At 72.0% G+C, this 15202-nt stretch carries 13 protein-coding genes; 9 read left to right on the top strand and 4 right to left on the bottom strand.

Translation table 11 applies throughout. The features are described 5' to 3' along the window. A partial coding sequence (locus BLS95_RS51415; protein WP_176993869.1) for a tyrosine-type recombinase/integrase occupies nt 1-260 on the top strand: 260 nt, incomplete at its 5' end. 257 nt (nt 261-517) lie between these two features. Continuing rightward, entirely contained in the window at nt 518-1096 is a 579-nt protein-coding gene (locus tag BLS95_RS51410) for a dihydrofolate reductase family protein (protein WP_090946950.1), read from the top strand. Here BLS95_RS51410 and BLS95_RS51405 read toward each other — a convergent pair. Next, a complete protein-coding gene (locus BLS95_RS51405; RefSeq protein WP_090946949.1) occupies nt 1078-1788 on the bottom strand; it encodes a helix-turn-helix domain-containing protein in 711 nt (236 codons plus the stop codon). The two genes, BLS95_RS51410 and BLS95_RS51405, sit on opposite strands and share 19 nt — an antisense overlap. A 180-nt stretch (nt 1789-1968) precedes the next feature. Between BLS95_RS51405 and BLS95_RS51400 the strand changes: the two genes are divergently transcribed. Next, complete coding sequence (locus BLS95_RS51400; RefSeq protein WP_090946948.1) at nt 1969-2673, top strand: class I SAM-dependent methyltransferase; 705 nt, start codon at nt 1969-1971, stop codon at nt 2671-2673. Nucleotides 2674-3143: 470 nt separating this feature from the next. On the opposite strand, the gene BLS95_RS51395 is transcribed toward BLS95_RS51400, so the two are convergent. Both BLS95_RS51395 and BLS95_RS51390 read right to left on the bottom strand, forming a co-directional pair. Next, nucleotides 3144-4121, bottom strand: coding sequence for an aldo/keto reductase (locus BLS95_RS51395; RefSeq protein WP_090946947.1), 978 nt, complete (start codon nt 4119-4121; stop codon nt 3144-3146). A gap of 289 nt (nt 4122-4410) precedes the next feature. Continuing rightward, entirely contained in the window at nt 4411-6336 is a 1926-nt protein-coding gene (locus BLS95_RS51390; RefSeq protein WP_245765788.1) for a hypothetical protein, read from the bottom strand. Between the two features lie 121 nt (nt 6337-6457). Between BLS95_RS51390 and BLS95_RS51385 the strand changes: the two genes are divergently transcribed. Further along, a complete protein-coding gene (locus BLS95_RS51385) occupies nt 6458-6934 on the top strand; it encodes a GNAT family N-acetyltransferase (protein ID WP_090946946.1) in 477 nt (158 codons plus the stop codon). 67 nt (nt 6935-7001) lie between these two features. Here BLS95_RS51385 and BLS95_RS51380 read toward each other — a convergent pair whose 3' ends face one another. Next, complete coding sequence (locus BLS95_RS51380; RefSeq protein ID WP_090946945.1) at nt 7002-7292, bottom strand: hypothetical protein; 291 nt, start codon at nt 7290-7292, stop codon at nt 7002-7004. 202 nt (nt 7293-7494) lie between these two features. Here BLS95_RS51380 and BLS95_RS51375 point away from each other — a divergent pair, with 202 nt between their 5' ends. Genes BLS95_RS51375 through nirD form a run of 5 tightly spaced genes read left to right on the top strand, consistent with a single transcriptional unit; the run spans nt 7495 to nt 15061 of the window. Beyond that, the gene (locus tag BLS95_RS51375) at nt 7495-8805 is read left to right on the top strand and encodes an MFS transporter (protein WP_090946944.1); all 1311 of its coding nucleotides are present in this window, start codon (nt 7495-7497) and stop codon (nt 8803-8805) included. Further along, nucleotides 8792-10849, top strand: coding sequence for a molybdopterin oxidoreductase family protein (locus tag BLS95_RS51370; RefSeq protein ID WP_090946943.1), 2058 nt, complete (start codon nt 8792-8794; stop codon nt 10847-10849). Before BLS95_RS51375 ends, BLS95_RS51370 begins: the two co-directional genes overlap by 14 nt. After that, on the top strand, nt 10846-12240 hold the full coding sequence (locus BLS95_RS51365) for an FAD-dependent oxidoreductase (protein WP_090946942.1): 1395 nt from the start codon (nt 10846-10848) through the stop codon (nt 12238-12240). Before BLS95_RS51370 ends, BLS95_RS51365 begins: the two co-directional genes overlap by 4 nt. Beyond that, nucleotides 12237-14660 (top strand): nitrite reductase large subunit NirB, encoded by a 2424-nt coding sequence (nirB, locus tag BLS95_RS51360; protein WP_090946941.1) that lies wholly within the window; start codon nt 12237-12239, stop codon nt 14658-14660. Before BLS95_RS51365 ends, nirB begins: the two co-directional genes overlap by 4 nt. Then, nucleotides 14657-15061 carry a nitrite reductase small subunit NirD gene (nirD, locus tag BLS95_RS51355; RefSeq protein WP_090946940.1) on the top strand — a complete coding sequence of 135 codons (405 nt, stop codon included), beginning with the start codon at nt 14657-14659 and terminating at the stop codon, nt 15059-15061. Before nirB ends, nirD begins: the two co-directional genes overlap by 4 nt. The last annotated feature ends 141 nt before the right edge of the window (nt 15062-15202 follow it).

Here is a 15202-nt window from a genome sequence, read left to right as displayed (position 1 = left end):
CCTGCACGACCCTCGCATCCAAGAACGTCACCCCGCACACCCTGCGACACACCGCGGCAATGGCGCTGCTGCACGCCGGCGTCGACACCTCCACCATCGCGCTCTGGCTCGGCCACACCAGCACAAAGGCCACCGACATCTACCTCCACGCCGACCTGGCCACCAAGGAGAAGGCCCTGGCCCGCACCGCACCTCCTGGCGTCGGAACCCGGCGCTACCGCCCCGGCGACAGCCTGCTCGCCTTCCTGGAAAACCTGTAATTATCTCTGGCGGCCACGCTGTCAGACCTTCGCTGGCCAGCCCTGATCCACCCAGCCCGGCATAACATCCAACCCCAGATAATTATTCTTATGCCGGTCCAGGCATAACAGCAAGAAGATCAACGCACGCAAGCGGTTCATCGTCACCGACACGGCCGGCCTGTTTTGGACCCGCTGTCGTTTCCGTTCAAGACAGTTACCGCGGCCGTGATCTAGCGTGGATCCGGCAATTCGCCCGAGCATGAGGAGACGGCACAGTGCGTAACTTGGTCTACACCGGTTTCATGTCGCTTGACGGCGTCGTGGACTCACCTGGCGGCGGGCCGGGGGAAGAACACCGCAGCGGCGGGTGGGTGGTCAAGGACCTCGACTTCGTCCCCGAAGCCTGGTCGCTGAAGGCTGAGGAGCTCACCGACACGACGGCGCTGATGTTCGGCCGTCGCAGTTACGAGGCGTTCGCGGGGGTCTGGCCCGGCTCGGAGGACCACGCCGCCTACAAGGAACTGCCCAAGTATGTCGTGTCGGCCACGCTGTCCGACGACGCCATCGTCGACGGATGGGGGCCGATCACGATCCTGCGCTCGACCGAGGACGTCGCGGCGCTCAAGGAGGGTGAGGGCGGTGCGATCTTCATCCACGGGAGCGCGGAGCTGGCCCAGCGGCTGTCGGACGCGGGGCTGATCGACCAGTACAACCTGCTTGTCTTTCCCGTGCTGCTCGGTGCCGGGAAGAGCCTGTTCGGCCGGGCCGACCGGGACAAGCACATGCTGACCCTGCGGGAATCGGAGAGCTACTCGAACGGGATCCTGAAGCTGGTCTACGACGTCAGGCGCTGATCCAGGTCAAGGGCGATCGCGCCGCCGGCACCCTCGCGCAGCTGCCTGACGGTGCGTCCGACGTAGGAGCGCAATGCCCGGGCCAGGTGCGGCTCGTCGCAGTAGCCGAGCTTGGCGACGACGTCGGTGGCCGCGTCGCCGGCAGCCAGCAGCTGCGCCGCCGTGCGGGCCCGCTCGATCTGCCGGACCGCGCCCCGCGTCAGTCCGGTCGCGGCGCGGAACCGGCGTTCGACCGTGCGCCCCGAGACGACCGGGCGGTGACCCCGCACCACGTCGGTGACGAGCAGGTCACGGACCACGATCCCGGCCCGGACGAGACGTTCGACCAGAGCCTCGGCGTCGTCGGGGCCGGGCGTCTCCCAGCGCGTGCCGTCCAGCCGGAACGTCCGGCGCGTGGTGTCGGGGAGCACGATGCCCCCGTCGACCAGCGCCGGCGTGGGCACGGCCCGCAACGAGGTGCCCACGGCGAACTCGATGCCCGTAAAGGTCGCGCCCTCCGGCACCGGCGCCGTGCCGGTCCGGGTCTCGGGACCGGTGATGCCCGCGTACGCCCGGCCGGCGTGTTCCCAGAACACCAGGCCCCAACGCACCCCTGCGACGGACGTCATCGCAGTGACCTGCTCGCTCGTGCATGTCCACACCATGTCGACCCACGCCGAGTCCGACTCGCGCGTCTTGAACCGCAGTCCCACGGGCGAAGGATATGTCGCTTCGCGTTCTCCGTGACTTGCCCGGCTATGCGGCTTCGCGCTACGGCAAGCTGTGCGAGCTGCGCTGAACCGAGCTTCGACCTAACCGCGCGATCTGACCAAGCGCACGCGATCGCGGGCCGATCCGGCTGGGTCGGCGGGGATCGCCTAGCCTGTGGGGGCATGGCCGACGCATCCTTCATCGCCGCGACCCGGGACTCCTATGACGCCCTGGCATCCGGTTACCTCGACAGGTTCGACCCGGCTCGCGATCCGCGGAAGCGGCCGCTCGATCGCGCCCTGTTCGCCGCGTTCGCCGAGCTGGTGCGGGCGGGCGGGAACGGGCCGGTCGCCGACGTGGGCTGCGGGACCGGATGGCTGACGGACGTGCTGCACCGGCTGGGGCTGGACGCCTTCGGGATCGATCTGTCGCCAGGGATGGTCGCGCAGGCGCGGCTGGCCTACCCGGAGCTGCGGTTCGAGGTGGGGTCGATGCTCGCCCTGGATCTCGCGGACGGGGTGCTCGGCGGGCTGGTCGCCAGTTACTCGATCATCCATGTTCCGTGGGAGCTGCGGCCCGAGGTGTTCGCCGAGTTCCATCGGGTGCTGGCGCCGGGCGGGCAGGTGATGCTGGGCTTCCAGGTCGGGGACGAGCACCGGCACCGGGACGAGGCGTGGGGGACGCCCGTCTGCCTCGACTGGTATCGGCAGCGGCCGGACGAGGTCGCCGAACTGCTGCGAGGCGCCGGATTCGAGCTGACCGGGATGATCGTACGGGCGCCGGAGGCGGGGGAGCAGACTCCGCATGGCCACGTCTTGGCGGCCAAGCCCTCGGCGGGGCCCGGCGCAGGTGGCCGGGGCATGACCGGACCTGTGCTTTCTTGCTGACTCCGCAGGACGCTGAGGCCCGTGCGGGTTGTGGCCCATGGCCGGATGGGCCGGCGGCAGGGCGCGCTCTGGGCCTCGTGGATCGTGTACAGCAGGACCCGGCGGTAGGCCGGTTCGCCTATGTCGAGGCCGACGCAAAGGTGCAGGTCACCGGCGGTGGTGTGCAGGATGACCTCGCATCCGGCGGGCGGGCGGTTGTCGAAGGAGCCGACGGTGAAGCCCGGGACTGTGCCGATGAAGTGTTCGCAGGTGTCGTAGTCGACGGTGGTGGCCGGCCGCGAGAAGGCGGTGTCCGAGAACAGGGTGAGGTACGTCTTCGCAGAAGCGGAGGACGTCGCGTGGGCCGGCAGCGGCAGCAGGGCCCGCGTGCAGACGATGGTGACGGCAGTGGCCAGGGCGCGGCGGGTCGTGGCCCCTCGGCGGTGGCGAGCGGACGTCACCGGCCGAGAGGCCGCGATCGGGTGTGGCCGCTACCAGCGATGGTGGATCTGCGGGCGGATCAGCTCGTCGTAGACGGCCGCCACCTGCGCGGCGACCTCGGCGGACAGCGGGGGCAGGGCGGCCGCGGCCGCGTTCGAGGCGGCCTGGGACGGGTTGCGGGCGCCAGGGATGACGACCGAGACGCCTTCCTGGTCCAGGATCCAGCGCAGGGCGAACTGGGGCATGACCGCCCCGGCGGGCACCAGGGGCGCTAGCCGGCGGACCGCCTCCAGCCCGGTGGCGTAGTCGACGCCCGAGAAGGTCTCGCCGACGTCGAACGCCTCGCCCTTCCTGTTGTAGGTGCGGTGGTCGTCGTCGGCGAACGTCGTGTGCTCGTCGTACCGGCCCGTGAGCAGGCCGCTGGCCAGGGGTACGCGGGCGATGATGCCCACGCCGGCCGCGCGGGCGGCCGGGAGGACCTGCTCCAGGGGCTTGAGCCGGAACGCGTTGAGGATGATCTGCACGGTCGCCACCCCCGGCCGGGCGATGGCGGTCAGCGCCTCCTCGCACGTCTCGACGCTGACCCCGTACGCGGCGATCTTCTTCTCGGCCACGAGGGTGTCGAGGGCGTCGTAGACGGCGTCCTCCGAGTAGACCGGCGTCGGCGGGCAGTGGAGCTGGACCAGGTCGATGGTGTCCACGCCGAGGTTCTGGCGGGAGCGTTCGTTCCAGGCGCGGAAGTTGGACATCACGTAGTTCGACGGGACCTGCGCCATCCGGCGGCCCATCTTGGTGGCCACGGTCAGGCCGGAACGGCCCTTGGTGAAGCGGCCGACGATCTGCTCGCTGCGCCCGTCGCCGTAGACGTCGGCCGTGTCGATGAAGGTGACGCCCGCGTCCACGGCTGCCTGGAGGGTGGCGACGGCCTCGTCCTCGCTCACCTGGCCCCAGTCGGCGCCGAGCTGCCAGGCGCCCAGGCCGACCACGCCGACCTGGCGTCCGGTACGTCCCAACACGCGGTGTTCCATGGGGGAGCCAACCTTCCTGTTTTGCAAAAGGGATACCGCCCTAGTGTCGCGGACCGCGGCAGGTCATCGTGCACGCGGGCCCCTCCCGGGCCAGGTGAGAGGGGGAGGCGCGCCGGCCGGCAGCACGCCCCTGGCTCCGCCGGGAGCAGCAGCGTGGACGGCCGCGCCGGTGCCCGCGCCCAGGAGCCGGCACGACCGCGAATGCCAGGGCCGCGCATAACGAGGGTTTCTCGTCGTCGGTGCGGTGCGGACTCCTCTCCTGAGGCGTGACACTTCGTTCCGTCCGTCCTCAGTACGGCCGGTAACAGCAGCGCAGCCCGGTCTGCACGGCCGCGCGCAGTTCCTCGCCCATCGCCGGGTCCACCGCCGAGATGCGGGACAGCGCCCGCCTGATGGCCTTGCCGACGGCGATTCTGGCGCGTTCCTCGCTGCCCGTGAACGACCGCGCCCGCCCGCCGATCCCCGTCGCCGCGGTCAGCTCGGAAACCAGCCACTCCCGCTCCAGCCGCAGCGCCGCCGCCCGCTCCAGGTCGTACATCGACTCGAACTCGTCGATCTCGGCCTGTAACTGGGCCAGGCGCTGCCGGTAGGTGTCCATCGCCTGGTCGTCCAGCATCGGCTGGGCCGCCGCCACGGCCTCGCTCGCCCGCGTCCACGTTCCGGCCGCCAGGTCGGCGGCCAGGATCTCCCGGCCGGGGTTGGCGATCAGCACGGCCAGGTGGGCCATGCCCACGCTGTGCTCGACCAGCGCCAGCCGCCCGCCCAGCTCGACCTGCCAGTGCCGCCCGTGCCTGCGGAAACGGCAGGTTTCGTGCCCCTTGGCGGCCCGCCCGACCACCCCGGGCAGCGTCATGCCCAGCTCCCTGGCCTCCGCCGCGGCGGTGGCCTGCTCCCGGCGCGCCGCCGCGTCGTGCGGGCCGTCACGCAGTGCCAGCGCCTGCCCGAGCCGGCACCGCGACAGGGCCGCGGCCGGCCAGTGCCCCAGGGCCAGGTTCGCGTGCACGGCCGCACGCAGGTGCTCCACGGCCAGGTCCAGGTCGCCGAGGGTGAGCGCGGCCATGCCCAGCGAGTGCCGCACCGACCCGAAGCAGGCCACGCCGAGGCTGGCGAGCACCGGCAGCCCCGCGTACGGGCTCAGCAACGTGTACGCCCGCGCCGCCGTCTCGGCGTCCTGCAACAGGTGGGCCGTCTCCACCACGCAGTACATCGTGGCCAGCCAGGTGCTCGATCTGGGCAGGTCGGCCAGGTCCCGGCCGCGCAGCCGGGCCAGGTGGCCGGCCGCCGTCCGCCGCTCACCCGTGATGGCCGCGACCAGCGCCAGCCCCGCCAGCGGGAAGTTGTCGATCGCGCTCAGCGTGGGGGAGCTGACCAGGTCCGACAGGTGGGGCAGCAGCTCGCCCGCGCGGCCCTGGTACCAGCGGATGGCGCCGAGCTGGCCGCCGTACCAGCCGGTCGCGTCCACGTCGCCGGCCGCGACGCCGCGCTCGAAGCACTCGCCGGCCAGTTTCTCCGCCGCCTCGAAGCGGCCCGCCCGGATGCTCAGCATCACCTCGATGGCGTTGACCACGTAGCCGACCGCGAGGTAGGGCTGCTGCGCCAGCAGGCCGCGCAGCTCCTCCAGGCAGCGCTCGGCATGCGGGTCGGCGGCCATGAGCAGGTTCACCGTGCGCCACATCAGCCCCATCAGCAGGTCGGCCCGCCGGTCCGTGACCGCCGCCTGCCCGATGAGCTCCCCGGACAGCTCCATCCGGATCGCCGCGTGCTCGGGGCCCAGCAGGCAGTGGTGTGCCAGGTTGAGCGCCTCGGCCACCGCGGTCGCGTCGCCGGAGACCCTGGCCTGAACCAGGAACCGCATGATCGTGTCGTGCCGGCCCGCGCGGTAGTCCTGCTCACCCCGCATCCGGATGTGCAGCCGCAGCGACAGCGGCGACCAGGGGTCGATCATCGACAGAGCGCGCCGCTGGCGGGAGCGCACCATCTCCGCCTCGGCGCACGTACGGTGCTCGTGCACCCACACGCCGCCCAGCCCCAGCGCGGCCCGGGCCAGCGCGGGCGGGTCGCCGCGCAGCGCGGCCTGCCGGTAGGCCGCGTCGAACCAGCGCCGTGCCGTCTGCAGGTCGCCGTTGACATACAGCGCCCGCTCGCCCATGACGAGCGTCAGCTTGTGATCCGGGCATGAGGGCGGGAACACCCTCCGCTCCTGTACAACGCCCACGTTTCCGCTCCCCCCCGGGTCGGTCACCTTTGATGAGCGTCCCCACGGTCCCCCGAATACCGTTCTAGGAAGATTCCTACCTGGAACGGGGCTCCTGGGCCGGATCGCTACGCTGTTGGCCATGATTCGTCCCGCGACATCCGACGACGTGCCCGCGATCCTTGACATGATCCGCGAGCTGGCCACGTACGAGAAGGCCGCGCACGAGGTGCGCGCCACCGAGGAGCAGCTGCGCGAGGCGCTCTTCGGCGAGCACCCCGCCGCCTTCGTCCACCTCGCCGAGCAGGACGGCGAGGTGGTCGGGTTCACGCTGTGGTTCCTGACCTTCTCCACCTGGCGGGGCGTGCCCGGCATCTACCTGGAGGACCTGTACGTACGCCCCCAGCACCGCGGCGGCGGCCACGGCCTGGCGCTGATGAGGGAGCTGGCCGCGATCTGCGAGCGGCGCGGATACCAGCGCCTGGAATGGGCGGTGCTCGACTGGAACGAGCCCAGCATCGAGTTCTACGAGAAGCTTGGTGCGGTGCGCCTGGACGAGTGGCTGAAATACCGGCTGACCGACGAGCCGCTCCAACGCCTGGCGGGCCGCAGGGACTGACCCGGGAAGCTCGGAGGGGCGGGCCACGCGGGTCACGCGGCGTGGCGTGACCCGCGCGACGAACGTGTCAGACCTTCGCGTGAGCGTCGGCCCGCCGGCGCTCGGCCTTGTCGTACATCTTCATCTCGGACTCTTCGAGGTCATGGTGGGTCTCCTCCATGCGCAGGGCCACTCCCAGCGCGACGAAGGTCGGAGCCCACTCGCCGATGAAGATCCCCCAGCGGTCGGCCCGGTCGATGCCCTTGGCCTCCAGGCTGTTGGACATCAGCCAGGACGCGAAGGACAGGCCGATGGATACCGCCCCCGCGGTGTACATGTGGCCCGACCGGAGGCCCATCTGGTGCAGCTTCTTGATCATTTTTCCCCCCTTGCTGTGAGTGCAGTTACCCGGGAGGGTGGCGAGTAAGCGATCATTTCCGGCATGTTTCCGCCGTGACACATGTGCGTGGCTTGTTACCGTGGTGATGCACCCGTAACGCACTCACGGCCACGTACGGTCATCGTGCGTAACGCGCCCTTCCTACGTTGGAGTCTCCGGACGCCGAGCGTAGGAGAGGTCGATGGCGCGCTGGATCGCCGAGTGGCACCCCGATGACCCCGCATTCTGGGAAAGTTCCGGCAAGCGCGTGGCGCGCCGCAACCTGATCTGGTCGATCGCCGCCGAGCATCTGGGCTTCACCGTCTGGACGTTGTGGAGCATCGTGGCGACCCGGATGGGGGACTACGAGTTCACCACCGACCAGCTCTTCTGGCTGGTGGCGCTGCCCAACCTGATCGGCTCGGTGCTCCGGGTGCCCTACACGTTCGGCCCGGCCAGGTACGGCGGGCGCAACTTCACCGTGGCCAGCGCGCTGCTGCTGCTGGTCCCCGCCGTGCTGCTGGGCGTGGCGGTGCGTGATCCCGGCACGCCGTACTGGCTGTTCCTGGTGATCGCGGCGCTGGCCGGGGTGGGCGGCGGGAACTTCGCCTCCAGCATGGCCAACATCACCTACTTCTACCCCCGCGCCAAGCAGGGGATCGCGCTGGGGCTGAACGCCGCGGGCGGCAACATCGGCGTCTCCTCCGTCCAGCTCGTCCTGCCGCTGGTGATCGGCTCGCTCGGCCTGGCCGCGGCCGGGTGGTTCTGGATCCCGTTCATCGTGCTGGCCGCCGTCTGCGCCTGGTTCTTCATGGACAACCTGACCAGCGCCAAGGCCGATCCGCGCGAGCAGCTGGCGGTGGCGGGCCGGGCGCAGACCTGGATCATGTCGTTCCTGTACGTCGGCACGTTCGGCTCGTTCATCGGCTACTCGACGGCCTTCCCGCTGCTGAGCCACAACCTGTTCCCGGGGTCGCCGTACGCGGCGGTGGCCTTCGCCGGGCCGCTGCTCGGGTCGCTCATCAGGCCGGTGGGCGGGTGGCTCGCCGACCGGCTCGGCGGCGCGCCGGTCACCCTGTGGAACTTCGCCGCGATGGGCGGCGGCGTGCTGCTGGTGTGGGCGGCCGCCGGCTCTGGCGGGTTCTGGCTCTTCTTCCTGGCCTTCCAGCTGCTGTTCCTGACCGCCGGGATCGGGAACGGGTCCACCTACCGGATGATCCCGGCGATCTTCCAGGCCAAGGCCGTGGCCGAGCGGGGCGCGGGCGAGGAGGCCCTGCTGCATGGCAGGAGGCAGGCCGCGGCCGCGATCGGGATCATCTCGGCGGTCGGGGCGCTCGGCGGGTTCCTCATCAACCGGGCGTTCGGCATGTCGTTCGCCGCGGCCGGCACCCCGGCCCCCGCCTTCCTCGCCTTCGCCCTGTTCTACCTCGCCTGTTTCGCGCTGACCTGGTGGTGCTACACCCGCAGGGTCGGCGTGTCGGTCGTCGCCAGCCTCGCCCATGCCAGGGTCTGACGTGACGGCCACCCACTGCCCGTACTGCGCCCTGCAGTGCGGCATGGAGATCGGCCCCGAGCTGGTCGTCAGCCCGCGGACCGACATCCCGGCCAACGCCTCGGGCGCACTGTGCCAGAAGGGCTGGACGGCGGGCGAGCTGCTGGTCAACGGGGCGCGGCTGACCACCCCGCTGCTCCACGGCGAGCCCGTGGAGTGGGAGGTCGCGCTCGACCACGTGGCCGCCCGGCTGGCCGCCATCCGCGCCGAGCACGGCCCGGACGCCGTGGCGGTGTTCGGCGGGGGAGGGCTGACCAACGAGAAGGCCTACCAGCTCGGCAAGTTCGCCAGGGTCGCGCTCGGCACCAGCCAGATCGACTACAACGGCCGCTTCTGCATGTCCTCGGCCGCCGCCGCCTCGATCAGGGCGTTCGGCATGGACCGCGGGTTGCCGTTCCCGGTCACCGACCTGGACGACGCCGACGTGGTGCTGCTGGCCGGGGCGAACGTGGCCGAGACCATGCCACCGCTGGTGCGGCACCTGACCGGCCCGCGGCTGATCGTGGTCGATCCGCGGCGCACCCAGACGGCCCGGCTGGCCTGGCTGCACCTGCAGCCGACGCCCGGCACGGACCTGGCGCTGGCGCTCGGGCTGGCGCACCTGGCCGTCGCGGAGGAGCTGGTGGACGAGGCGTACGTGGCCGCCCGCACCGTCGGGTTCGACGACGTACGCACCTCGCTGGCCTCCTGGTGGCCCGAGCGGGTCGAGCGGATCACCGGGGTGCCCGTGCACCAGATGCGCCAGGCGGTCCGGGCGCTGGCCGCGGCCCGCAACGCGTACGTGCTGACCGGGCGCGGCGCCGAGCAGCACGCCAAGGGCACCGACACCGTCACCGCGTTCATCAACCTGGCGCTCGCGCTCGGCCTGCCCGGCCGGATGGGCTCCGGGTACGGGTGCCTGACCGGGCAGGGCAACGGGCAGGGCGGCAGAGAGCACGGGCAGAAGGCCGACCAGCTCCCGGGGTACCGCAAGATCGACGACCCGGCGGCGCGGGAGCACGTCGCGGCCGTCTGGGGGATCCCGGCCGCGGACATCCCCGGGCCCGGGCGGTCGGCGTACGAGCTGCTCGACGCGCTCGGCACCCCGGACGGGCCCAGGGCGCTGCTGCTGTTCGGGTCGAACCCGGTCGTCTCCGCGCCCGCCTCCGAGCACGTCGCCGCCCGCCTCGGCGCCCTCGACCTGCTCGTGACCTGCGACGTCGTCCTGTCGGAGACGGCCGCGCTGGCCGACGTGGTGTTCCCGGTGACGCAGTGGGCGGAGGAGACCGGCACCATGACGAACCTCGAAGGCCGCGTCCTGCTCCGCCGGCGCGCCGTGCCGCCGCCCGCGGGCGTCCGGAGCGACCTGGAGGTCATCGCCGCCCTGGCCCGGCGGCTCGGGCCCCGCTCCGAGTCCGCCACCGAGTTCGCCCCTGAGTTCGCCACCGATCCCGCCGAGGTGTTCGACGAGCTGCGCCGGGCCGGCGCGGGCGGCCCCGCCGACTACTCCGGCATCACCTACGAGCGCATCGTGGCCGAGACCGGCGTGTTCTGGCCCTGCCCGGCACCCGGGCACCCCGGCACGCCGCGCCCGTTCCTGGACTCCTTCGCCACCCCGGACGGCCGCGCCAGGTTCGTGCCCGTCCAGCACCGGCCCCCGGCCGAGGAGACCGACGCGGACTACCCCGTCCACCTGAGCACCGGGCGGGTGCTCGCGCACTACCAGAGCGGCGCCCAGACGCGCAGGATCGCCCCGCTGGTGCGGGCCGCCCCGGAACCGTACGTGGAGCTGCACCCGGACCTCGCCGAGCGGCTGGGCATCGCGGCCGGCGACATGGTGCGCGTCACCAGCAGGCGGGGCCAGAGCAAGGCCGTGGCCAGGATCAGCGACGCGATCAGGCGGGACACGGTGTTCATGCCCTTCCACTGGGAGGGCGCCAACCGGCTCACCAACCCGGCGCTCGACCCCGTGTCGAGGATGCCGGAGTTCAAGGTCTGCGCCGTCAGGGTGGAGAGGGACTCATGAGACTCGTCGTCGTGGGGAACGGGATGGCCGGGTCGCGGCTGGTCAGCGAGGTACGCGCGCGGGACCCGCAAATGCGGATCACCGTGTTCGGCGCCGAGCCGTGCCCGCCGTACAACCGGGTGCTGCTGTCCAACGTGCTGGCAGGCAGCTCCCGGCCGGAGCAGGTGCGGCTGCTGGACACCTCCTGGTACGCCGCGCACGACGTGGAGGCCGCCTTCGGCAGCGCGGTCACCTGGATCGACCGGGACGCCAGGACGGTGGTGACCGAGGACGGCCGGCGCGAGCCGTACGACCTGCTGGTCCTGGCCACCGGCAGCGACGCGATCGTGCCGCCGATCCCCGGCGTGCGGCGGGCCGTGCCGTTCCGCACGCTCGGCGACTGCGAGCGCATCATGGCCGCCGCCGAGCGGGCGCGCCGGGCCGTGGTCATCGGCGGCGGGCTGCTCGGTATCGAGGCAGCCCGCGGGCTGGCCGGGCGCGGCCTGCCCGTCACGCTGCTGCACCTGGCCGGGCACCTGATGGAGCGCCAGCTCGACGTCGAGGCGGGCGAGGTGCTGGGCGAGACGCTGGCCGGGCTCGGCGTCGAGACCCGCACCGGCGTCAGCGCCTCCTCGGTGGACGCGGACGGCGTCCGGCTCGACGACGGCGAGCTGGTCGAGGCCGACCTCGTCGTGCTGGCCTGCGGCGTGCGCCCTGTCACGGCGCTGGCCGCCGGGGCCGGGCTGGAGGTACGGCGCGGCGTGGTGGTGGACGACGAGCTGCGTACCGACGACCCCTCGATCTTCGCCGTCGGCGAGTGCGCCGAGCACGACGGCACCGTGTACGGCCTGGTCGCCCCCGCCTGGGAGCAGGCCGCCGTGGCCGCGGAGGTCATCACCGGCGGCAAGGCGCTCTACCGCGGCTCCCGGCTCGTCACCAGGCTCAAGGCCCAGAGCGTGGAGCTGGCCGCGATGGGCGAGACCCAGCTCACCGAGGAGCACGCCGAGGTGGTGCGCTTCAGCCACCGGGCCCGCGGCACCTACCGCAAGCTCGTCATCCGCGACGACCGGCTGGTCGGCGCGATCCTGCTGGGCGAGAGCGACGCCGTGGGCACGCTCACCCAGCTCTTCGACCGCGGCGCCCCGGTGCCCGGGGACAGGGCGGGGCTGCTGTTCCCCGGGCTGTCGGCGGCGCCGGTGGCCGACAGCCCGACGCTGATGCCGGACGCGGCCACGGTCTGCCGCTGCAACAACGTGACCAAGGGCCAGATCAGGGAGTGCTGGGAGGCCGGAGCCGGGGACGTGGCCGGGGTGGCCGCCGCGACCAGGGCCACCACCGGCTGCGGTACCTGCCGCGACGCCGTCGCGGGCATCGTCGGGTGGCTGCGCGAACAGGAAGGGATATCGGTATGAGGAACCTCGTCGTCGCCGGGTACGGCCCGGCCGCTCACCGGCTCGTCGAGACCCTCGTGGGCAAGGGCTTCGACGGGCGGATCACCGTGATCGGGGAGGAGCCGCGCCCGGCCTACGACCGGGTCGCTCTGACCTCGTACCTGTCGGGCACCAGCGCGGAGGACCTCACCTACCCGGTGCCCCCGGGGGTCGTCACCAGGCTCGGCAGCCGGGTCACCGCGATCGACCGGGCCGCCGGGCAGGTGGTCACCGGCACCGGCCGGGTGCCCTACGACGTGCTCGTCCTGGCCACCGGGTCGGCGCCGTTCGTGCCGCCGGTGCCCGGGGCCGAGCACGCCTTCGTCTACCGGACCATCGAGGACCTGGACGCGATCAGGGTGGCCGCCAAGGACGCCGCGGAGGGGGTCGTGGTCGGCGGCGGGCTGCTCGGCCTGGAGGCCGCCGACGCGCTGCGCTCGCTCGGGCTGCGGACGCACATCGTGGAGATGAGCCCCTGGCTGATGCCGCGGCAGGTGGACGAGGGCGGCGGCGCGGTGCTGAGGTCGCACATCGAGCGGCTCGGGCTGGGGGTGCACGCCGGCGCGGGCGTACGGGAGATCGTGCACTCCGGCGGCCGGGTCACCGGGCTGCGCAAACCCGACGGAACGGTGCTGGACGCACAGGTCGTGGTGTTCTCGGCGGGCATCAGGCCGCGTGACGAGCTGGCCAGGGAGGCGGGGCTGGCGGTGGGCGAGCGGGGCGGCGTCGTGGTGGACCCCGCGATGCGCACCTCCGACCCCGCCATCTACGCCATCGGCGAGTGCGCGCTGGTCGAGGGCATGATCTACGGGCTGGTCGGGCCGTGCAACACGATGGCCGAGGTGGCGGCCGACCGGATCACCGGGGGCTCGGCGAGCTTCACCGGCGCGGACATGTCCACGAAGCTCAAGCTGCTCGGCGTGGAGGTGGCGCAGTTCGGAGCGATGTCCGGGGCGCTCGACGTGACCTACATGGACCCGGTGGGCGGGGTCTACAAGAAGCTGTTCGTCAGCGACGACGCGCGGACGCTGCTCGGCGGGATCTGCGTGGGCGACGCGGCCCCGTACGCGGCGCTGCGGCCCTTCGTCGGCAAGGAGCTGCCCGCCGCGCCGTCCGACCTGCTGTTCAGCGGGGCCGGGGCGGCGCTGGACCTGCCCGACGAGGCGCAGGTGTGCTCGTGCAACAACGTATGCGCGGGCGAGATCCGCGCCGCCGTCGCCGACCGGGGCGTCACCGACGTGCCGGGGATCAAGGCGTGCACCCGCGCCGGGACGACCTGCGGCAGCTGCGTGCCGCTGCTCAAGCAACTGCTGGAGAAGTCCGGCGTGGCGGTCAGCAAGAGCCTGTGCGAGCACTTCGCGCACTCGCGGGCCGAGCTGTTCGACATCGTCCGGGTACGCGGCATCACGACGTTCTCCGAGCTGATCTCCCGGCGCGGGCAGGGCCGGGGCTGCGACATCTGCAAGCCGGTGGTGGCCTCGATCCTGGCCTCGCTGCACAACGGGCACGTGCTCGACGGCGAGCGGGCCGCCCTGCAGGACACCAACGACCATTTCCTGGCCAACCTGCAGAAGAACGGCACCTACTCAGTCGTCCCGCGCATCCCCGGCGGCGAGATCACGCCGGACAAGCTGATCGTGATCGGCGAGGTGGCCCGCGACTTCGGCCTCTACACCAAGATCACCGGCGGGCAGCGCATCGACCTGTTCGGCGCCCGGGTCGAGCAGCTCCCGCAGATCTGGCGGCGGCTGGTGGCGGCCGGGTTCGAGTCGGGACACGCGTACGGCAAGGCCCTGCGTACGGTGAAGTCCTGCGTCGGCTCGGCCTGGTGCCGCTACGGCGTGCAGGACTCGGTCGGCCTGGCCGTCGCGCTGGAGCTGCGTTACCGCGGCCTGCGCGCGCCCCACAAGCTCAAGTCGGCCGTGTCCGGCTGCGCCCGCGAGTGCGCGGAGGCCCGCTCGAAGGACTTCGGCGTCATCGCCACCGAGCAGGGCTGGAACCTCTACGTCGGCGGCAACGGCGGCTTCAGACCCCGCCACGCCGACCTGCTGGCCACCGACCTGAGCACGGACGAGCTGGTCAGGACCATCGACAGGTTCCTGATGTTCTACATCCGCACGGCCGACCGGCTGCAGCGCACCGCCGCCTGGCTGGAGTCGCTGGACGGCGGCCTCGACTACCTCCGCGAGGTGATCATGGACGACTCGCTCGGGATCTGCGCCGACCTGGACGCGCAGATGGAGCAGCACATCGCCACCTACGCCGACGAGTGGCAGGCCACGCTGGACGACCCGGAGAAACTGAGCAGGTTCGTCAGCTTCGTGAACGCGCCCGGCATGCCCGACCCGTCGATCGTGTTCGACAGCGAGCGCGGCCAGATCAGGCCGGTGATGGCCCGATGAGCCGCCGGACGAGCTGGACGCAGGTCTGCGACTACACGGTCATGCTGCCGGAGCGTGGCGTGTGCGCGCTGGTCGACGGGGTGCAGGTGGCGCTGTTCCGCACGTACGACGGCGGGGTGCACGCGGTGGGCAACCGGGATCCGTTCAGCGGGGCCTACGTGCTCTCCCGTGGCATCGTCGGCACCAGGAAGGACGAGCCGACGGTCGCCTCGCCGCTGCACAAGCAGGTCTTCTCCCTGGTGTCAGGCGTGTGTCTGGACGAGGAGGCGGTGTCGGTGCCCGTCTATCGGGTGCGGGTCCGCGACGGGCGGGTGGAGGTGAGCCTCTCGTCCCTGTCAGGGTCCCAGGAGGCGGGGTCGGGGACGGCTCGCGGTCACACTCCGTTACCCCTGGGGGGATAGACGTGAGGGCTCTGGTGTGCTGTCGGCAGTACGCAGCGCCTCCCGTCCTCGACGGTGTCGCAGCGTTCGGCGTCGTCACGCTGAGGCAAGGGCTCGGGATGGAGGGTTCGAGGCACGTGTTGGGACGCTATCCCGGGCGCT

It is taken from the genome of Nonomuraea jiangxiensis, from assembly GCF_900099965.1.
In the GTDB taxonomy this organism is placed as follows: Bacteria; Actinomycetota; Actinomycetes; order Streptosporangiales; family Streptosporangiaceae; genus Nonomuraea; species Nonomuraea jiangxiensis.
This window is presented reverse-complemented; position numbering and strand designations above follow the sequence as displayed.